We start from the raw sequence: 17,982 nt of genomic DNA, 5'->3' as shown, positions 1-17,982 counted from the left end.
TCTCGTGTCAGTGAGTTTAATTTGTGAAGCAGGCGCCGATTCCGGCGCCTTATCACTTTTAGCCAACCGCTGGGGTTTGATCTCCGACGAACAGGCTATTATGGCGCTGGTGCTAACGCCAGAGCGCCTCGAATTACGTAAACGTGATGAGCCTAAACTGGGCGCTATTTATGTCGATTTTATTGCTGGCGCGATGGCCCATCGACGCAAGTTCGGCGGCGGTCGAGGTGAAGCGGTAGCAAAAGCGGTCGGTATTAAAGGTGGCTATTTACCGGATGTGGTCGATGCCACGGCGGGTTTAGGTCGTGACGCCTTTGTATTGGCATCTGTCGGCTGTAAGGTGAGAATGCTGGAACGCAATCCGGTGGTGGCAGCATTGCTGGACGATGGCTTGCAGAGGGCCTATGCGGATGCAGAAATTGGCGGCTGGTTACAACAGCGCCTGACATTACTACATGCGTCCAGCCTGACGGCATTATCTTCGATTCAGCCTGCCCCTGATGTGGTCTATCTTGACCCTATGTTTCCTCATCGGCAAAAAAGTGCATTGGTGAAAAAGGAAATGAGAGTGTTCCAGTCGCTAGTGGGCGAAGACTTAGATGCTGATGGCCTGTTGGAACCCGCCTGTCAATTGGCGAAAAAGCGCGTGGTAGTAAAGCGCCCTGATTATGCTCCACCGTTAGCCAACGTTAAGCCGCAGGCATCGATTAACACCAAGAGTCATCGGTTTGATCTCTACGTCACACTGTAGGTAAATTTTAACTGCTTCCGATGGCAAACTTAATCGTCATCGGGTTCCCGTGCGATCGTTGTTTTGTAGAACGTTGATAGTTTGAATGACTTCTGGGTTAAAAAAACGCATGATCGGTGGGAATAGGTTTCGGCGAGGATTTGGTGTTATCAACAACTAGCCTTAAATGACTGTTTTTTTCTTCATCAGTGTTCCCTTTGGTTAAAATGGCGATAACGTGAAATACGCTATCGCCAGTAGGAAACTTTTATAACACGCCTTGTCCTAACATGGCATCAGCCACTTTCACAAAACCGGCAATATTCGCGCCGCTGACGTAGTCAGTTTGCGCTTTCTCGCCACCATAATTAACACAGGCTTCATGGATATCATGCATGATGTGCTGTAGGCGTAAATCGACTTTCTCGGCTTTCCAACTGACGCGGCCAGCATTTTGTGCCATTTCCAAACCAGAAGTAGCAACGCCACCCGCGTTAGCTGCTTTGCCCGGAGCAAACAGCACATTCGCTGCCATCAGTGCTTCTGTTGCATCGATAGTGGTTGGCATGTTGGCACCTTCGGCAACGGCCTTCACGCCGTTTTGGATCAGCAGTTTGGCATCAGCCAGTTCCAGCTCGTTCTGAGTGGCACATGGCAGAGCGATATCAACGGGAACGCCCCAAGGACGCTGACCTTCCAGATAGGTTAAACCACGCTCGTTAGCGTAGTCTTTGATACGACCATAGCGGCTGTTTTTGATATCAATCAGGTGAGCCAGTTTGTCGGTCGTGAAGCCTTCTTCATCCACAATAGAACCGGCAGAGTCTGATGCGGTAATCACTCTGGCACCCAGCTCCATCGCTTTCTCAATGGTGTATTGTGCCACATTACCCGAGCCAGAAACCGAAACGCGCTGGCCTTCAAAACCAGAACCGTGGCGTTTTAGCATGGCTTGCGTGAAATAAACCAGCCCATAGCCCGTAGCTTCAGGACGGATCAGGCTGCCACCAAATGAAAGCCCTTTACCCGTAAACACACAGGCAGTGTTATTAGACAGCTTCTTCATCATACCGGCCATATAGCCAACTTCACGACCGCCTACGCCGATATCACCGGCAGGCACGTCAGTGTCAGAACCCAAATGACGATACAGTTCGGTCATCAGAGCCTGACAGAACCGCATGATTTCAGCGTTGCTTTTACCTTTTGGATCGAAATCCGAACCGCCTTTACCGCCGCCCATTGGTAGGGTAGTCAGTGCATTTTTGAAGGTTTGTTCAAAACCTAAAAACTTCAGAATAGACAGGTTAACCGATGGGTGGAAACGCATGCCGCCCTTAAATGGCCCAATGGCTGAACTGAACTGTACCCGCCAAGCGCGGTTAACCTGAACTTCACCTTTGTCATTTACCCATGAAACGCGAAACTGAATGACGCGCTCTGGCTCAACTAAACGTTCCAGCAAACCCTGCTCGGTATAGCGAGGATTTTCTTTCAAAAAAGGCCAGAGAGAAGTGAATACTTCGCGAACCGCCTGCAGGAATTCTGGTTGGTGGCCATCGCGTTTTTGTAGCATGACGAGAAAATCGTCCACAGTGGAGTAATGGTTCATTGATGCTATTTCCTATGTCTTTTTTATTTTATCCACGAAAAAACGCTATTCAGAAAGTGAATATTGCGGGCTTCATGATGTGATGTATGTTCTGTCCGAATATAACACTAACCAATAGTGATAAGGCAAGCCGTTTTTTGAGGTGGATTAATATTATTTATACTCAGGCTAAAAATCATTAGAGCCAATAATTATGGAAATTCAATAAGTAATAAAACTTATTTCGATATATTGAAAACATGATAATCACATGATTTTACAGTGAGTTACAAATTTATTAATAGGGGAATATTCTATTAAAGTAGTTATCTGAAGTAATAGAATTCAAAAGGGCAGTATATTTATCTGAATGTAAAAGTAGCCTTGATAAAGGGCGGATATTCTTATTTATAAGAGAGGGTTTGCTGAATATAGGCTAATTATTTAATCAGTTAAATAAAGAAACGCCCACATGGAGCGGGCGTTGAGTGGTTTATGTGATGCGTTATTCCTCTTCCCGTAAAGGAACAATCAGCATATCAATATGTACGGTATTAATGAGCTGACGAGCAGAAGACATCAACTTGCTCCAGAAATCCTGATGGTGCCCACAGAGTACGAGGTCTATATCATACTTTTTAATCGCATCAACCAGTACCTGACCCAAATCGCCGCTGCCACTGAGGGTTTCAGTAATAGGGTAACCCGCATTGCTTGCCAGCTCGGCCAGTGCATTATGGGTCTCTTCAGAAATGCGTTTTTGCATATCGCCCATATTGACGTCGATCAGCCCGGTATACAGATCGGAGTAATTGACATCTACATGAATCAGAGAAACTTTGGCGTTGTATGGTTTAGCCATCGATACCGCTTTTTCAACCAGCACGCTGCTTTCCGGAGATAGGTCAACTGCAATCAGAATGTGTTTATATGACATAGGATGGCTCCTTCTGTAAGATCCGTTCACTTGACTTAATAATAGCTCAATATACCTGATTAAAGTGGTATATCGATCACATGACGTGCGCTTTTATTGCCGAATAGGTTTGATATTAATTCTTATGAAGAATCATCATGTTATTGCCGATTTTGCTGAGAGTTGACCGTGTGAGATCGTTAAAGTTACAGATAATAAAAAACCCCGCGTGTTTATCACACGACGGGGTCTTTTATTCATACGTTCTCACCCTGCTAAATCAGCTTTAGAGCAATCCAGTACAGAGTGCCGGAAAGAATAACGGCAACAGGAAGGGTTAAAGCCCAAGCTAAGAAAATACTTTTAACGGTCTTACTTTGCACGCCGCCACCATCAACCAGCATAGTACCGGCAACGGCAGAAGAAAGAACCTGTGTGGTGGAAACCGGCATCCCGGTGTAACTGGCAACGCCGATAGAGAGCGCTGCGGTTAACTGTGCAGAAACGCCCTGAGCATAGGTCATGCCTTTCTTACCGATTTTCTCACCGATAGTCACGGCAACACGTCGCCAGCCCACCATAGTACCCAGCGCTAGCGCTAATGCGACAGAAATGATAATCCAGATAGGTGCATATTCAACGGTAACCAGCACGTCTTCTCGCAGTTCTTTAATGTAACGCTTATCCTGAGAAGTGGTTTCCGGCAGTTTGGTGACTTTAGCGGCGGTATCAGCAACACATAACAACAGGCGACGAAGCTGACTACGTTGTTCTGGAACAAGCGGTTCATAGTTATCGAGACCACTCAGCATCTGTTGTGAATGGCTGATAGCAACCAGCGCCCGGGAGTTATCACAGTGATATTCTGTGCTTGTACTCATGGCAGGCAGCGGGTCATTGTTGTTTTGACCTACGATGTGAGGAATGGCATCACGATGATTTTGATAGTACTGCTCAAGGTGGCCCAAGGCATCACGAGTACGGGAAATCTCATAACCGTTAGCACTCATATCCACCACGAACCCAGCCGGAGCCACACCAATCAATACCAGCATTAGCAAACCAATGCCTTTCTGACCGTCGTTCGCACCGTGGGAGAAACTGACACCAATGGCGGATAGGATCAGCATGATACGGGTCCAGAATGGCGGCTTACGTTTGCCATCTTTCTTTTCACGTTCTGCCGGTGTTAAGTGAATGCGTTCGCGCTTCTTGTTGCCGCTCCAAAAGCGACGCAGGAAGAAAATCATGGCACCCGCCAGAACCAAACCAACCAGCGGTGACAGAATCAGCGACAGGAAAATTTGAATCATCTTTGGCAGATTTAGCGCATCAACGATAGAGGAGTCTGTCACGATGGCGTTCGTTAAACCAACACCAATGATAGAACCAATAAGAGTATGTGAACTGGAAGCCGGAATACCAAAATACCAGGTTCCTAGGTTCCATATAATCGCCGCCAATAGCACCGAGAACATCATAGCAAGGCCATGTGTTGAATTGATGTTAAGCAGCAAATCCGTTGGAAGCAGGTGCACGATAGCGTAAGCAACGCTTAATCCGCCAAGCACGACACCAAGAAAGTTGAAAACACCCGCCATAACAACAGCAAGCTGCTCACGCATTGCGCGGGTATAAATAACGGTGGCTACTGCGTTTGCTGTATCATGAAAGCCATTGATAGCTTCATAAAATAAAACAAACAGTAATGCGAGACCCAGCATTAGGGCAGTATGAATTTCTAGTCCTGCAAATATGTTTAGCATAAACCTTACTGTCAGTAATGGAGGTAGACCGGCGCATTATCAGCACAATTAACGTATCGGCAAAGAAAAAATTAACTTTTTTTTCGATTCTGCGGACTCGTTTACATGTATTTACAAATGTAACCAACTGTTATTATTAACATAAACTTGGCGCTGAAAATAATTTTGCAACGCTAGTAAAATCTAATCTTCTGGCGAGAACCGCAGATGATGAATACAATTCTGGCACAGAATAGGAAGTCGTGCGGTCGGCAGACCGAAATTTCAGAGGTTTTTGTGGTTGAACAAGCGGACGTATTGATTATCGGTGCCGGCGCTGCCGGGTTGTTTTGTGCTGCTCAGGCTGGGCAACTGGGGCTTCATGTTCTGTTGGTGGATAATGGCAAAAAACCAGGGCGGAAAATATTGATGTCCGGCGGCGGTCGCTGCAATTTTACCAATATGTATGCTGACCATACGGCCTATCTATCCCACAACCCGCATTTCTGTAAATCAGCGCTGGCCCGCTATACCCAGTGGGATTTTATCGAGCTGGTATCTCGTCATGGGGTGGCTTACCACGAGAAAACGCTGGGGCAGCTGTTTTGTGATAACTCCGCGGAAGATATTGTTGACCTGCTGATGAAAGAGTGTGAACAGGGACATGTTGATTTGCGGATGCGTAGTGAAGTATTCAGCGTAGAACGTAATGAACAGGGTTTTCTGGTTAAGTTATCCACGGGAGAGGTTCAAGCTAAGTCTTTGGTTATCGCTAGCGGTGGCTTGTCTATGCCCGGATTGGGGGCGACGCCATTTGGCTATAAGATAGCGGAGCAGTTCGGCATTAACCTGCTACCAACTCGAGCAGGGCTGGTGCCAGTAACGCTGCATAAGCCGCTGCTGGAAGTGCTGCAAGCGCTGTCTGGCGTTGCGGTACCGGTAAGCGTAACGGCAGAAAATGGTACTTGCTTCAAAGAGAGCCTACTGTTTACCCACCGTGGCCTTTCTGGGCCGGCAATACTACAAATCTCCAGCTACTGGCAGCCGGGTGAGTCGATCACCATTAATTTGCTGCCAGATTTAGATCTGGATGCCTTCTTGAATGCGGAACGGGCAGAGCACCCTAATCAAAGCCTGAAGAACACCTTAGCGCGTCATCTGCCTAAACGTTTGGTGGAAAGCCTGCAAATGTTGAATAAAGTGCCTGATGTGACGCTAAAGCAGTTAACCGGCCCTCAACAGCAGCAGTTAGCCGAGGTATTGCAGCAATGGCAAATTCAGCCGAATGGTACCGAAGGTTATCGTACCGCGGAAGTTACGCTGGGTGGTGTCGATACCAAAGCGCTGTCATCCAAAACGATGGAATCGGCACAGGTTCCCGGCCTCTACTTTATTGGCGAAGTGGTAGACGTTACCGGTTGGCTGGGAGGCTATAACTTCCAGTGGGCATGGAGTTCAGCATGGGCGTGCGCGCAGGCGTTAGTTCATCGTTAAAGTATCTGAGTGTGACGTTGGCTACAGTAATACCGCAGTAACTTTTGGATTTAAATATAAGTTTTAAATCAGACATCAACTAAGTTTAAAGGCCCGCAATCAGTGATTGCGGGCCTTTATTTTACCTATAGACAGCAGCAGTCATCTCAGTTGGCTGTCTTTACTTCCCCGACGGTTATAGCCAGCCTGATGCAGGTTTTTCTTGTCTAGCTCGGTTTGACAGGCCAGACAATATTGAACGCCGGGAAGGGCATCTCTTCTTGCTTGTGGAATAGGGTCACCACACTCCAGACAGTGAGTGGCACTTTCACCATGATGTAATTGAGAACGGGCTTTAGCTACCGCATCTGAAATGGTGCTATCAATTTGATCCTGCACGGCGCCGTCTGCCGTCCATCCGCTTGCCATGATAGAACGCCTCAATCAGCCGATTATTTGAACTGGGATAACTTAATTTTAGCAGGTCATAGCCGAGTTGGCGTATGCCATATTATGCAAAGAGCCTCCAGTATTGGAGGCTCTTTTAGAGGATGTTTTACCGTGAAGGGTTATTTGACCAACGACCAGGCCATCTCCCAACTGGCACCGACTCCGGGTTCAAAACCGGTCGCTGTTGTAGCCCATTGTTTACAGAAACCGCTGTAAGGTGCAGGTTTACATTGATAAACCTTTCCATCTTTTTGTTGCAGCACTTTAGTGCCCGCTTTGTAGGTGGTGATTTTTTCCGGGAAGACCGCATCATAACTTGCGGTACCACCGCCACCACTGGCCGGAACGGTAACTGCGAACTTAACGATCTGTTGCTGAACATTACCCTTCTCATCTTTTCCGACAACAAGCAGCCCATAATTATCTGAAGCCAGTCCTTTCATGGTCAGTGAGAAGCCCTTATGGTTGTTGTCCATTTCGGCACTATCATAAACTTTTTGCATATGGGCACTATCATAAACGGATGTTTCAACAGTTAACTTCCCGCTAACCGCCACATTGAATGTCAATGTCAGATCGCCGCTCTGGTTGGTGGTATACGTTGGTTCAACACCGGTAACGGTAACGGATGACGTCACTGGCACAGGCTGTTGATCAATTTGAATTTCAGTATGGTTTATCCCGCTGGCTTCGGTGGCATACACGGTATTACTACCGTATACCGAGTTAAACTGGTCGGCTCCTGCTTTTTGTCCGGCACGAATTAATTGCTGAGATGCATTAATTTTATCCGCAAAGTCATGTGCCCAAACGTTTTTAGCACCGCCTTCGTCACTTTCAATCGTGTAAGGAATCGATAGATCGGAACGTTCACCACGGCTATCGAAAACCCGTAACTTAACGCTATCGCCACGTTTCAGATCGACGAATGGCTGAATGCTACCCACTTCTTTTGCCCAAGTATCGATAACGGCTGGGGTATTTGAACCGCCACCGCCCGTTTCACTACCGCCAGAGAAATCAACATCGATCAAATTATAAAAACTGTTAGGGGTGTCTGCGACTTCCCACACGCCCAGAATCACTTGGTAGCCAGTACGATTAGGTACATTACAGTTTTTACTGGTGATGGTTTGAGGCATCGCCATTTTCCCGTCGATCTTACAGAATGGGGTGAGATCAAAGGAAGCGCGAGTCAGTGGTTGATTGGGATCCCAATCCTGTTTGGTGATGTAGTAACGCCAGTTATTGACCGGGTGGGCGGCCGTAAATTTCCAAGTGAATGTATTGTCGCCGGGTTTCATACTGACTTTTTTCCAGCGCACGGCGGTTTGTTCATCTAGCTGGGTGAATCGTGAAGACCCTGCACTGCCCATCTTACCGTCAGCCGGGCCGCCGCTATTAGGGAAGCCGGTAGGGGCCTCCAGACTTTGTGGTTCATATTCCACATCGCCACAATCTACGTTTTGCCCAAGGGTACAGGCATAAGCGCGAGATGGCGGCTCACTAATGAAGCCATGAGCCCAGACTAACGGACTTACGATTACCAGAGCGCTCGCCAGCCCCCTGAGAGATAAAGCAGGGATCATCATCAACCTCCAAAAATAAACTTCGTAACATGTGCTGGTTGTATACTGTTTTATCAGCGTGGAATCACATTCCATAACAGAACGATTACTCATCATATTAGTTTAATATCTCGAAATTTATTTTTGATTTTCTATTTTTTAATATTTTATTTTGTATATTTATGATTATTGGCAGTATTAATTAATATCTTGTTTTTATTAACACATTTGGAAGAGCGGAAGGAAACGCGGAACCAAGCAGGCAGTATCCCCAATTATAGTATAGGAATTAATAATCGTTATTTAGTTGAAAAATATAGGTATAGCCATTTAGATGAGAAATATTCTCATTTTAATAAAAAAGAGCTTTACAGATGATATTGATAATGATTATTATTTACGTGTTTTCAAGGGGCGGTTATTTATGCTCACCTCGAGAAAGCACGACATTGCTCACATTGCTTCCAATGTTTATTTTAGCCAGCCACGTGCTGGCTTTTTTTTATCTGTTTTGGCGTGAACGTTCCTATATTGGACCAAGAGTACCGAAATGCGGTCAGATAGTGTAAAAAGACGGGGATAATTAGTAACTGATGTTAGAATAGTCAGCGAACCATTTTTGACCACGCAGAGAAACACACCTCATGGAAATTAGTCAGATTGACCTCATTTTTTCTTTATTACAGCAAATGTGTGTTTATCTGGTTATTGCCTATCTGCTGAGTAAGACACCACTGTTTATTCCTTTGATGCAGGTGACTATTCGCCTGCCTCACAAATTGCTGTGTTATTTCACCTTCTCCATGTTCTGCATTATGGGAACCTACTTCGGCTTACAAATTGATGATTCCATTGCCAATACACGAGCAATGGGTGCTGTTTTAGGCGGAGTATTGGGCGGGCCATCCGTTGGTTTCTTTGTGGGATTGACCGGTGGTTTGCATCGCTATTCTATGGGCGGTATGACAGCAACGGCCTGCATGTTGTCGACGATTGTAGAAGGTTTAGTCGGGGGCTTACTGCACCGCTATCTGATCCGTCATAATCGAATGGATATTCTTTTTCAGCCGCTGATCGTTGCTGCTATTACGCTGTTTGCCGAAGCGCTGCAAATGCTGCTCATATTACTGATTGCCCGACCGTTCTCTCAGGCGGTACATTTGGTAAACGATATTGCACTACCGATGATGATTGCTAACTCCGTTGGTGCGGCGATGTTTATGCGAATCCTGCTGGACCGTCGGGCGATTTTTGAAAAGTACACAACTGCATTCTCCGCCAAAGCATTGAAGATAGCGGCCCGATCGGAAGGGGTCTTGCGGCAAGGGTTTAACCAGAAAAACAGTATGCGCGTTGCTCAAATTCTGTATGAAGAACTTGGCGTTGGAGCCGTGGCGATTACCGATCGGGAAAAGCTGCTGGCGTTTATTGGGATTGGTGACGATCACCACATACCCGGCGCGTTAATCACATCTCGCCATACCCATAAAGCCATTGAGAATAATCAGGTGGTGTATGCCGATGGCAACGAAGTTCATTATGCCTGCTCAATTACGTCTAACTGCAAACTGGGATCAACGCTGGTTATCCCGCTGCGTGGTGCAGAAAGGACGGTCATTGGAACCATTAAGTTATATGAACCGAAAAGTCGGCTCTTCTCCTCCATTAACCGCACGTTAGGGGAAGGGATAGCTCACCTGCTGTCGGCGCAGATTCTGACGGGAACATTCGAACAGCAAAAACAACTGCTGGCACAATCAGAGATCAAATTACTCCATGCGCAGGTTAACCCGCACTTTCTGTTTAATGCGTTAAATACGCTGTCGGCGGTGATACGCAAAGATCCCGGGCACGCGCGTCGTTTGGTACTGTCATTATCGACCTTTTTCCGTAAGAACCTAAAGCGTAGTAACGATGAAGTTAGCCTGAGTGATGAGCTGGAGCACATCAATGCCTATTTGGAAATTGAAAAAGCACGTTTTGCCGACCGGCTAACCGTTGATATTGATATACCCGATGCGTTACTGCCTCTCTCTTTACCGGCATTCTCCCTGCAACCTATAGTGGAAAATGCCATTAAGCACGGTACTTCTCAGATATTGACCGAAGGCCATATCAGCATTAAAGGCTATTTTGATACGACCGATCACCACCATCATGCACTGGTTTTATTGGTGGAGGATAACGCCGGTAATTACTACCCAAGACCGAATGGTGATGGCTTGGGAATGAGTCTGGTGGATCGGCGAATTAAGGCGCGTCACGGTTATGATTATGGTGTGACCGTGGAAAGCCAGCCGGAAGTCTATACGCGCGTTATTATTCGCGTCCCGGCTATCGGCGGTGAGGAAATGGGCGGTATATCATCAGAGGCCAGACCTGCGGCTTAATCGCTCAACGCGGTTAATGGAAAGAGAAACCGGGATATGCCCGGTTTTTTTGTGGCATAGAACGGGTGAAAATAGCATGTTGTCTACTGCATAAACATCAAAAGAATATTGCTTTTTATAGCCAGAACCTTGCTAAATGTAGGCGTTGAAAACGGGAGTAGCAGTGTGACCCTTGACTATATCATCACATCAACCATGAACTTTGTTCGCGACCATCAGGCGTGGGGCGTTCCTGTCGTTTTTTTTCTGGCATTTGGCGAGTCTATCGCTTTTCTTTCTTTGCTTATTCCTGCAACGGTGATTCTGATAGGTATTGGCGCAATTATTGGTGAAAGCGGTATCGCTTTCTGGCCTATATGGATAGCGGCATCCTTCGGTGCTTTTTTTGGCGACTGGATATCTTACTGGCTGGGTTGGCACTATAAAGAACGCATTGCGCATATCTGGCCGTTATCACGTAACCCACAAATGCTGGTACGTGGTCAGCACTTTTTTGACCGTTGGGGAACCATCGGCGTATTTGTCGGCCGCTTTTTTGGCCCTTTTCGCGCAACGGTACCGTTAGTGGCCGGTATTTGTGATATGCCGTTGAAATCTTTTCAGATAGTTAATCTGACCTCCGCCATGCTGTGGGGCTTTCTGATTCTGGCTCCCGGAGCCTTTGGTCTTCAATGGATTGCTCACTATCTGCGCTTTTAGCCATTCTGTTTAGCGATAATGGGAACAATTACGCATAATTAGCCAAAATAATATGGACATTTATACAGTATTCTCTTACTTTTAACCCCTACTAATTTGTGATGTTCGCATATCAAAAGCCGGAGGCGCGGTGGATAACAGCTTGATGATGATTTTTGCTGCTGCGCTGGCAGGGCTATTAATGGGTGGACTGGTGATGGCTATTTATAACCAGCGCCATAACTTACAGCTAGAAAATCAAATCGCATTGCTGACGGCACACTTGGATCAGGCAGATTCAGACAATCAGCAGTTACAATCAGAACGAAAAATTCAACAGCAGGAGCTGCAAAAAGGGCAGTTAGACCTGCGCGAACTGTATGCTCGCCTAGCAGCGCTGCAAGAAAAAGCCCAGCAACAGGCGTTATGGCACGAAGAGTGCGAGCGTTTGAATCAGGAACTACGCAGCCTGCAAGGCATTAATAATTCGCTGGAAGTTGAGCTACGGGAGATGTCCACCCGTCTGGAAGAGACGCGTTTTGCTTCTGAAGAAAAGCAGCGTTTGTTAATCAGTAGCGAACAGCGGTTAACGGTACAGTTTGAAAATTTAGCCAATCGTATTTTTGAACAGAGCGGTCGTAAGGTTGATGAGCAGAATCGCCAGAGTCTCGATAGGCTACTTCTCCCACTGTATGAACAGTTGGACGGTTTCCGCCGTCAAGTTCAGGACAGCTATGGGCAGGAATCGCGGGAACGCCACACCCTGACCCATGAGATCCGTAATTTACAACAGTTGAACGCCCAGATGGCTCGGGAAGCGCTTAACCTGACCAAAGCCCTGAAAGGTGATAATAAGACTCAGGGTAACTGGGGCGAAGTGGTTTTAAGCCGGGTGCTGGAAGCATCGGGTTTACGCGAAGGCCATGAATATCAAACCCAGGTTAATATGAAGGGTGAAGAGGGCAATCGCCAACAGCCAGACGTGATCGTTCATCTTCCACAGGGGAAAGATGTTGTTATTGATGCTAAGATGTCCCTCGTTAGTTATGAGCGCTATTTTAACAGTGATGATGAGCAGGTACGCAGCCAAGCACTGCATGAACATATTGCTTCCATCAAATCACATATCCGTTTGCTCAGTCGTAAAGATTATCACCAGCTTCCGGGGTTACGCTCTTTAGACTACGTGCTGATGTTTATTCCGGTAGAGCCTGCTTTCTTATTAGCCATCGATCGGCAACCCGAATTGATCGGTGAAGCGCTACAGAACAATATTATGCTGGTTAGCCCAACGACATTGCTGGTGGCATTAAGAACCATCGGTAATTTATGGCGTTATGAGCACCAAAGTCAGAATGCTCAACAGATCGCCGACCGGGCTGCGCGCCTGTATGATAAACTTCGGCTGTTTGTTGATGATATGACATCGCTGGGTATGAGTCTGGACAAGGCGCAGGATAATTACCGGCAAGCGATGAATAAACTGTCTCAGGGGCGGGGTAACGTCATTGGGCAGGTAGAAAGTTTTCGAGCATTAGGCGTTGAAGTAAAACGCCCGATGAATACTGCGATATCTGAACCAGCTTTAGCTGAATCGATATCAAAAATGCCAGATAACACCTCAGGAATAGAGAATTCTTCTGATATTACTGAAACATAGTAAAAAAGAGTTATTGGTGGATATGTTTCAGATTGTTTCTGGTAGACTCAATTAATTCATATGACTTATTAAATCAGGTTTAATCATGATGAACGAAACGCAGGAAACCACGACGCACTTTGGTTTTCGCACGATAGAAAAAGATCAAAAAGTCGCAATGGTTGCTGAGGTTTTCCATTCTGTAGCTTCAAAATATGACTTGATGAACGACTTAATGTCATTCGGGATTCACCGGGTTTGGAAACGATTCACTATTGACTGTAGTGCCGTTCGGGAAGGGCAAAAAGTGCTCGATCTGGCGGGTGGAACTGGCGATTTAACGGCGAAATTTTCACGGCTGGTGGGTGAAAAGGGAGAAGTCGTTTTAGCCGATATTAATGATTCTATGCTGAAAATGGGCCGCTCTAAGCTGCGCGACATGGGAATTATCGGCAACGTCAATTATGTACAGGCTAACGCTGAAGCGCTGCCTTTTCCAGACGACTACTTTGATTGTATTACTATTTCCTTTGGGTTACGTAACGTCACCGACAAAGATAAAGCATTGCGCTCAATGTTTCGCGTGCTGAAACCGGGCGGTCGTCTGCTGGTGTTGGAGTTCTCTAAACCGGTAGTGAAGTTACTCAATTCGGCCTATGACGCTTATTCGTTCCATATTTTGCCAAAGATTGGCGAAATGATCACCAGCGATGCCGATAGCTATCGTTATTTAGCTGAATCTATCCGTATGCATCCCGATCAGGAAACGTTAAAAAGCATGATGGAAGAGGCCGGGTTTGACGGCGTTGGTTACTTTAATCTGACCGGTGGGATTGTTGCGCTGCATCGGGGCTTTAAGTACTAATCATAACCGCAGCGCCTATTTCGCCTGCGGGTACGGATATTTTGATAGTTGGGTAGATATGGTTTTCTGTCTGAGGGAGCAGGTAGAGATAAAGTGGGCTGAGTTGCCAGTGGTAACGAGCGTTTAGACCGCCATATTTACCTTATAGTCGCGTGAGTGTTAGCCGTATTCCACCAAATCTCTTCCTGTATTATGATTTCTCCCCACTGACAAAGTGCTTCATCATCAAGTAATAAAAGGATTTCTGACATGATGGCATTGCCCCCCTATCGCCAAATTCGAGCGCTGTTCGACGATAATACCATCCGAGTTTATCAGGCCTATTCCAACCAAATTGCCGAGTCGGCACTGGCTCACGGCTCGTTTATTTCTCCCCCTTTTAAGATGGCGCGCATGACCTGGATAAAGCCCTCATTTCTCTGGATGATGTATCGCGCCGGGTGGGGCTATAAAGACGCCGGTCAGGCGCGTATTCTGGCCATTGATATCACCCGTGAAGGTTTTGAATGGGCGCTGGCGCACAGTTGTGGCAGCCATGCTGAACCATCAATGAGCAAGGAAGAATGGGAGCAAGTAAAACGTGACTCTCCGGTTCGTATCCAGTGGGATCCTGAGCGCAATTTACTGCTTCAGCCTCTTGAATATCGTTCTATCCAGATTGGTTTAGGGGAAGAGGCAGTAGAGCGTTATGTAAACCAGTGGATATGTCGGATTACTGACGTGACGCCGCTAGCCCATGAGATTCGGGCGTTGGTGGTGGAAGGGGCGATGGAACGGGCAGCGGCGTTGTTGCCGTTGGAGAGGGTTTATAGGTAGCGTGTGGTTTGCTGGTTTAGAAATAGAAGAAGAGTCCGGTGTTGTGTTTTATAGCGCTATTGACCAGAGTGAGTAGTTTTTGCAGGATTTCACAATGGGTTGAGATCAGTTTAGATTCAATAATCTGCTGGGCATGAAGAAGGCGATCGTTACCTGATAGCTTCTCATCTTCAAAATCATCAATCATGATGTTCAGGGCTTTATTCATCTGTTCAATAACACCAGTCTTCCAGAGCGCCTGATACTGTTCTTTGTTGAGATAAAGTTCAATTAAATCTCCTGTGATGTAAGTATCAAGATTCAAACGGCTCATGGCTGCTTTGCTGGTGGGGACGGAGATGTGTTTCATTATTATTCCTCTGGCTAACAAATATAGACGCCATACCGACGTCTATAAGTTTCAATAATAGCGATGGGTCAGATGTTATCCGTTACTGGCATAGAGCACCGAAAATAGCGCGGCCATTTTCTCGTGCAAGATAAACTGTAGCGACTCTTTTACCGGGGCTTCTTCCAGTTTAACCACCACGCTAATCAGGGCGAGGCACTGCTCCGCCAGTTCTAATGGATCGCTTGGGGCCAGATTGTTTGATGCGATATCCGTTGAATTAAGCATGGGAATTTACCTCGCTTAATGAACAACCGGATACGATAGAAGATCGTTTATTGGATCCGGATCGGAAATAAGATCTGATGGGTATAAATTTAGAGTGAGTTTGGGTATGCTCTTTGACAGCCATGATGTTACTCCTAATAACGTTGTGGTCAGAAACCCCGTTAGTGTGTCTAGCACTGCGGGGTTTTGCTTTTTCGGCGAAATATTCACCTGCCTGACTACGGTGTCCACTTCCCTATATTTAGGACAGTTCAGTTATTAGCTAAATCTAATACAATGGCTAAATCTAATTTATCAGATTTACTATTCAACTGTTTTGAGTAGTATTCAACTGACATATCGAAAATTTCACTGATTTGATTATCTATGTGTGATAACTCAAAACCAATAATTAAATTACCATTAATTATTAATCTGTATATATCCACCCCTTGTTCTGGCGTGTGCGCTAAAGCGTATACTGATCTTATATTCCCATATTGTTTATTCAAAAAATTAACTATTATTGGATTTTCATTAATTAATGATTCAGAGTTTAGTAATTGAACGCGCCGGATAGCCTCTGTTCGAGATCCTATTAGTTTCATTTAATTCTCCCCGGTGTAGCAGTAATAAGATTTCCACTCTTATCAGTAAGAACTGTCATGCATGATTCCAATCAGCACACTCGATTGACTTCCATTCATAATGTTTACGCGTGACTGAGTCATCTCATAAGGATTTAGAACAGCATCTCCTACCCCATTTATCCCCTACTCAGTATTAGTAAATATATAGATATTATCCAAGGGCTTATTAGGTAACTCAGAGCCTGCCTCCGTATAAAGTTTTCCATCACTACCCAAAATCTCAATACTACCCGTTTTGGTTTCACCACGCGGCGGTATCCCCTTTTTTGGGTGATAAGACATCGTCAGAAAGACTAAAAATAGCAATTACACTTTCCAATAACCTACTAAGATAATTGAGATTAATGCATTGTTAATGAATCGGGTTCAACTTGATTTTCTGTAATCAATATACATAACTCCCGATTGTTTTTTGCCAGCATTTTGTGCAAGGTACCAAAGAAGTTCTATCAGTTGATAATGTTACCTTTGTCTCTATCTATCATTATAAATGATATGGCATCATTACTATTTTTATTTATATATATTTTGAAAAAGTAAGAGCTATTTTTTCCTGCAAAAATATCAATTAATTCATCCTGGATGTTCTGTAATACTTCTATTGACTCTTTCCCACCCAAAATAACCAGACCAGATATTTCAGTATTCTTAAGGTGGATTATTAATTCCCGTAATTCATCTCGTGGGTTACGAGCATAAAATTTAGAGAATGATAATTCTGAGGATAATATTTTTCCCTTTATGTCTTCCGGTAATATAACTTCAGATAGTATAAATTCGTTTTTCATGGCAAAAATACCTCTACGTCGCCGCTTCTTGGGCCTTTAAGTAAAATTTCTCTTTCAAGATACTCATCCATAGATATTTTCCATGACCAATTATCTCCTGATTTAGGGCTACCAGTTGGAACTCTCAGAATTATTCCATCATCTCCAGCAAAATATCTTGCAATGTTTGGATTATCGGTCCATGAAGTGAAAGGACTAATATCCGAAAAACCACCAAGATTATGTTCTTCTGCTGATAGTTGTGAATTAATATTTCCAGGAACAACCTTACCATTTAATGCATTATCCCATTCAGGATGACCTAAATGTACACCCCTATAGTTATATAACCCTAGTTCTGCATCAGGTAAGCGATCTAATGCTGTTCCACCAATCCTCTTCTCAGCCCCAGCCAACGTCGCCAAATAATTATCAATCTTAGGCGTTAGTCCGGAGCCAACCTCCATGTAAAATTTACCATCACTTCCAAAAACTTCAATTTTACCAAAGGAACCATCACCACCAAACAGCGCGGCCGTTCTCCCCGATATACCATGAAGAAGCGCGCCCGGCTCGTTATTTGAATTGTTTTAAAACAAATATATACGCATCACTTTCTGTTGGGAAAGATGCTAAAACGACAGGTTTATCTCTTTCTACATAATAAACAATCCATTGTTCATTTTCTTTTATGATGCAAATACAATCACTATTTTCAATTTGCCTAGAGAATAACTGCTCTTATACACACCTAACATATCCAATTGATGAATAAGAGCTTCTTTTGTCATTTTTTGACCTCTTTCATATAATCATCAGCAATTATAGAAATAAATGTTTTTAATTAAGTCACTATCAGCTTGATCAAGTGCTCTTGTCTTATATTTATTCAAATCAGCCAAAACCCCTTTTACTGGAATGTCTTCATGAATAATATAAGAATATAAGCTATCCTTTTGGTCCTCTTGAACGTATTTATCTATAAGATATTTAAGATTTATTTTAAGTTCTTCATTAGTCATAATGTTACTCTGGAAGAATAGTTACTTTATCGAAAGTAACAAGATATCCTTTTTCAATAGGTAATAATTGTAATGCTCCGCCTTTTC

General features: G+C 44.9%; 18 protein-coding genes. 7 read left to right on the top strand and 11 right to left on the bottom strand.

Annotation, left to right across the window (positions count from 1 at the left end):
• Positions 1 to 4: 4 nt before the first annotated feature.
• Entirely contained in the window at positions 5 to 751 is a 747-nt protein-coding gene (gene rsmJ, locus HYN51_RS14710) for a 16S rRNA (guanine(1516)-N(2))-methyltransferase RsmJ (RefSeq protein WP_108900707.1), read from the top strand.
• Positions 752 to 998: 247 nt separating this feature from the next.
• Here rsmJ and gdhA read toward each other — a convergent pair whose 3' ends face one another.
• The 3 genes from gdhA to pitA form a co-directional block, all read right to left on the bottom strand.
• Positions 999 to 2,342, bottom strand: a complete 1,344-nt coding sequence (gdhA, locus tag HYN51_RS14705) for an NADP-specific glutamate dehydrogenase (protein WP_108900706.1) — start codon at positions 2,340 to 2,342, stop codon at positions 999 to 1,001.
• Between the two features lie 484 nt (positions 2,343 to 2,826).
• Positions 2,827 to 3,258, bottom strand: coding sequence for a universal stress protein UspA (gene uspA / locus HYN51_RS14700; RefSeq protein ID WP_108900705.1), 432 nt, complete (start codon positions 3,256 to 3,258; stop codon positions 2,827 to 2,829).
• Positions 3,259 to 3,512: 254 nt separating this feature from the next.
• Positions 3,513 to 5,003: an inorganic phosphate transporter PitA gene (gene pitA / locus HYN51_RS14695; RefSeq protein ID WP_108900704.1), complete on the bottom strand. Its 1,491-nt coding sequence runs from the start codon at positions 5,001 to 5,003 to the stop codon at positions 3,513 to 3,515.
• Positions 5,004 to 5,210: 207 nt separating this feature from the next.
• On the opposite strand from pitA, the gene HYN51_RS14690 reads away from it, so the two are divergent.
• On the top strand, positions 5,211 to 6,476 hold the full coding sequence (locus tag HYN51_RS14690; RefSeq protein WP_230513983.1) for a BaiN/RdsA family NAD(P)/FAD-dependent oxidoreductase: 1,266 nt from the start codon (positions 5,211 to 5,213) through the stop codon (positions 6,474 to 6,476).
• A 141-nt stretch (positions 6,477 to 6,617) separates the two neighbouring features.
• On the opposite strand, the gene HYN51_RS14685 is transcribed toward HYN51_RS14690, so the two are convergent.
• Entirely contained in the window at positions 6,618 to 6,884 is a 267-nt protein-coding gene (locus HYN51_RS14685) for a DksA/TraR family C4-type zinc finger protein (protein ID WP_108900703.1), read from the bottom strand.
• Between the two features lie 140 nt (positions 6,885 to 7,024).
• The gene (gbpA, locus tag HYN51_RS14680) at positions 7,025 to 8,497 is read right to left on the bottom strand and encodes an N-acetylglucosamine-binding protein GbpA (RefSeq protein ID WP_230513982.1); all 1,473 of its coding nucleotides are present in this window, start codon (positions 8,495 to 8,497) and stop codon (positions 7,025 to 7,027) included.
• Between the two features lie 620 nt (positions 8,498 to 9,117).
• On the opposite strand from gbpA, the gene HYN51_RS14675 reads away from it, so the two are divergent.
• The 5 genes from HYN51_RS14675 to HYN51_RS14655 all read left to right on the top strand — a co-directional run bounded on the left by HYN51_RS14675 (position 9,118) and on the right by HYN51_RS14655 (position 14,861).
• The gene (locus HYN51_RS14675; protein ID WP_108900701.1) at positions 9,118 to 10,863 is read left to right on the top strand and encodes a sensor histidine kinase; all 1,746 of its coding nucleotides are present in this window, start codon (positions 9,118 to 9,120) and stop codon (positions 10,861 to 10,863) included.
• Positions 10,864 to 11,028: 165 nt separating this feature from the next.
• On the top strand, positions 11,029 to 11,562 hold the full coding sequence (locus HYN51_RS14670; protein ID WP_108900700.1) for a DedA family protein: 534 nt from the start codon (positions 11,029 to 11,031) through the stop codon (positions 11,560 to 11,562).
• Positions 11,563 to 11,692: 130 nt separating this feature from the next.
• Entirely contained in the window at positions 11,693 to 13,201 is a 1,509-nt protein-coding gene (rmuC, locus tag HYN51_RS14665; protein WP_407936325.1) for a DNA recombination protein RmuC, read from the top strand.
• Positions 13,202 to 13,289: 88 nt separating this feature from the next.
• A complete protein-coding gene (gene ubiE / locus HYN51_RS14660; protein ID WP_108902080.1) occupies positions 13,290 to 14,045 on the top strand; it encodes a bifunctional demethylmenaquinone methyltransferase/2-methoxy-6-polyprenyl-1,4-benzoquinol methylase UbiE in 756 nt (251 codons plus the stop codon).
• Between the two features lie 249 nt (positions 14,046 to 14,294).
• Positions 14,295 to 14,861: a DUF4291 domain-containing protein gene (locus HYN51_RS14655; protein ID WP_230513981.1), complete on the top strand. Its 567-nt coding sequence runs from the start codon at positions 14,295 to 14,297 to the stop codon at positions 14,859 to 14,861.
• A 16-nt stretch (positions 14,862 to 14,877) separates the two neighbouring features.
• On the opposite strand, the gene HYN51_RS14650 is transcribed toward HYN51_RS14655, so the two are convergent.
• The 6 genes from HYN51_RS14650 to HYN51_RS14625 all read right to left on the bottom strand — a co-directional run bounded on the left by HYN51_RS14650 (position 14,878) and on the right by HYN51_RS14625 (position 17,895).
• Positions 14,878 to 15,210 carry a hypothetical protein gene (locus HYN51_RS14650; RefSeq protein ID WP_108900699.1) on the bottom strand — a complete coding sequence of 111 codons (333 nt, stop codon included), beginning with the start codon at positions 15,208 to 15,210 and terminating at the stop codon, positions 14,878 to 14,880.
• 75 nt (positions 15,211 to 15,285) lie between these two features.
• On the bottom strand, positions 15,286 to 15,477 hold the full coding sequence (locus HYN51_RS14645; RefSeq protein ID WP_108900698.1) for a hypothetical protein: 192 nt from the start codon (positions 15,475 to 15,477) through the stop codon (positions 15,286 to 15,288).
• Positions 15,478 to 15,728: 251 nt separating this feature from the next.
• Positions 15,729 to 16,064, bottom strand: a complete 336-nt coding sequence (locus tag HYN51_RS14640; protein WP_108900697.1) for a hypothetical protein — start codon at positions 16,062 to 16,064, stop codon at positions 15,729 to 15,731.
• A gap of 491 nt (positions 16,065 to 16,555) precedes the next feature.
• A complete protein-coding gene (locus HYN51_RS14635; RefSeq protein WP_108900696.1) occupies positions 16,556 to 16,894 on the bottom strand; it encodes a hypothetical protein in 339 nt (112 codons plus the stop codon).
• Positions 16,891 to 17,340, bottom strand: coding sequence for a hypothetical protein (locus tag HYN51_RS14630; RefSeq protein WP_108900695.1), 450 nt, complete (start codon positions 17,338 to 17,340; stop codon positions 16,891 to 16,893). Before HYN51_RS14630 ends, HYN51_RS14635 begins: the two co-directional genes overlap by 4 nt.
• A gap of 348 nt (positions 17,341 to 17,688) precedes the next feature.
• Positions 17,689 to 17,895, bottom strand: coding sequence for a hypothetical protein (locus HYN51_RS14625; RefSeq protein WP_108900694.1), 207 nt, complete (start codon positions 17,893 to 17,895; stop codon positions 17,689 to 17,691).
• Between the last annotated feature and the right edge of the window lie 87 nt (positions 17,896 to 17,982).

Origin of the sequence: Limnobaculum parvum (genome assembly GCF_003096015.2) — a bacterium.
Lineage (GTDB): Bacteria > Pseudomonadota > Gammaproteobacteria > Enterobacterales > Enterobacteriaceae > Limnobaculum > Limnobaculum parvum.
The sequence above is the reverse complement of the archived record's forward strand: the minus strand, read 5'-3'. Positions and strand labels throughout refer to the sequence as shown.

What these genes read in the sequence shown, in the direction of transcription:
- gdhA (WP_108900706.1), bottom strand. Translation starts at nt 2,342, where the DNA reads ATGAACCATTACTCCACTGTGGACGATTTTCTCGTCATGCTACAAAAA.
- uspA (WP_108900705.1), bottom strand. Translation starts at nt 3,258, where the DNA reads ATGTCATATAAACACATTCTGATTGCAGTTGACCTATCTCCGGAAAGC.
- pitA (WP_108900704.1), bottom strand. Translation starts at nt 5,003, where the DNA reads ATGCTAAACATATTTGCAGGACTAGAAATTCATACTGCCCTAATGCTG.
- HYN51_RS14690 (WP_230513983.1), top strand. Translation starts at nt 5,211, where the DNA reads ATGATGAATACAATTCTGGCACAGAATAGGAAGTCGTGCGGTCGGCAG.
- HYN51_RS14685 (WP_108900703.1), bottom strand. Translation starts at nt 6,884, where the DNA reads ATGGCAAGCGGATGGACGGCAGACGGCGCCGTGCAGGATCAAATTGAT.
- gbpA (WP_230513982.1), bottom strand. Translation starts at nt 8,497, where the DNA reads ATGATGATCCCTGCTTTATCTCTCAGGGGGCTGGCGAGCGCTCTGGTA.
- HYN51_RS14675 (WP_108900701.1), top strand. Translation starts at nt 9,118, where the DNA reads ATGGAAATTAGTCAGATTGACCTCATTTTTTCTTTATTACAGCAAATG.
- ubiE (WP_108902080.1), top strand. Translation starts at nt 13,290, where the DNA reads ATGAACGAAACGCAGGAAACCACGACGCACTTTGGTTTTCGCACGATA.
- HYN51_RS14655 (WP_230513981.1), top strand. Translation starts at nt 14,295, where the DNA reads ATGATGGCATTGCCCCCCTATCGCCAAATTCGAGCGCTGTTCGACGAT.
- HYN51_RS14650 (WP_108900699.1), bottom strand. Translation starts at nt 15,210, where the DNA reads ATGAAACACATCTCCGTCCCCACCAGCAAAGCAGCCATGAGCCGTTTG.
- HYN51_RS14645 (WP_108900698.1), bottom strand. Translation starts at nt 15,477, where the DNA reads ATGCTTAATTCAACGGATATCGCATCAAACAATCTGGCCCCAAGCGAT.
- HYN51_RS14640 (WP_108900697.1), bottom strand. Translation starts at nt 16,064, where the DNA reads ATGAAACTAATAGGATCTCGAACAGAGGCTATCCGGCGCGTTCAATTA.
- HYN51_RS14635 (WP_108900696.1), bottom strand. Translation starts at nt 16,894, where the DNA reads ATGAAAAACGAATTTATACTATCTGAAGTTATATTACCGGAAGACATA.
- HYN51_RS14630 (WP_108900695.1), bottom strand. Translation starts at nt 17,340, where the DNA reads ATGGAGGTTGGCTCCGGACTAACGCCTAAGATTGATAATTATTTGGCG.
- HYN51_RS14625 (WP_108900694.1), bottom strand. Translation starts at nt 17,895, where the DNA reads ATGACTAATGAAGAACTTAAAATAAATCTTAAATATCTTATAGATAAA.